Source organism: Pseudanabaena sp. CCNP1317 (genome assembly GCF_034931345.1).
In the GTDB taxonomy this organism is placed as follows: domain Bacteria; phylum Cyanobacteriota; class Cyanobacteriia; order Pseudanabaenales; family Pseudanabaenaceae; genus Pseudanabaena; species Pseudanabaena galeata.
The window spans coordinates 2,989-3,267 of the sequence record NZ_JAYGIF010000038.1 but is presented as its reverse complement, the minus strand read 5'-3'; positions in this window follow the sequence as shown (position 1 = coordinate 3,267).

Sequence of the window (279 nt, the reverse complement as noted above, 5' to 3'; positions counted from 1 at the left end):
CTACATTACGGGCTTGGTGTCCCTAGGGGTTGAACGAGTTTATCTCTGCTTTTGCTTTTTCGGATTTGAGTAAAGATTTTATCCTTTACTTTTCTTCCTAGATACAAGGGGTTTAGCATTTGCGCCACAATATTCAAACTCCTCACAAAAAATCTCGATCGCCAAAAATGCTAAACCCTCTTTGCTCTCGCCGATCGCTTGTCTCTGCGTTGTGAGGTTTGGGCGATCGCATTACCGTTTAGCGATCGCATTGATATGCGTAAATGGTAGCGATAATGC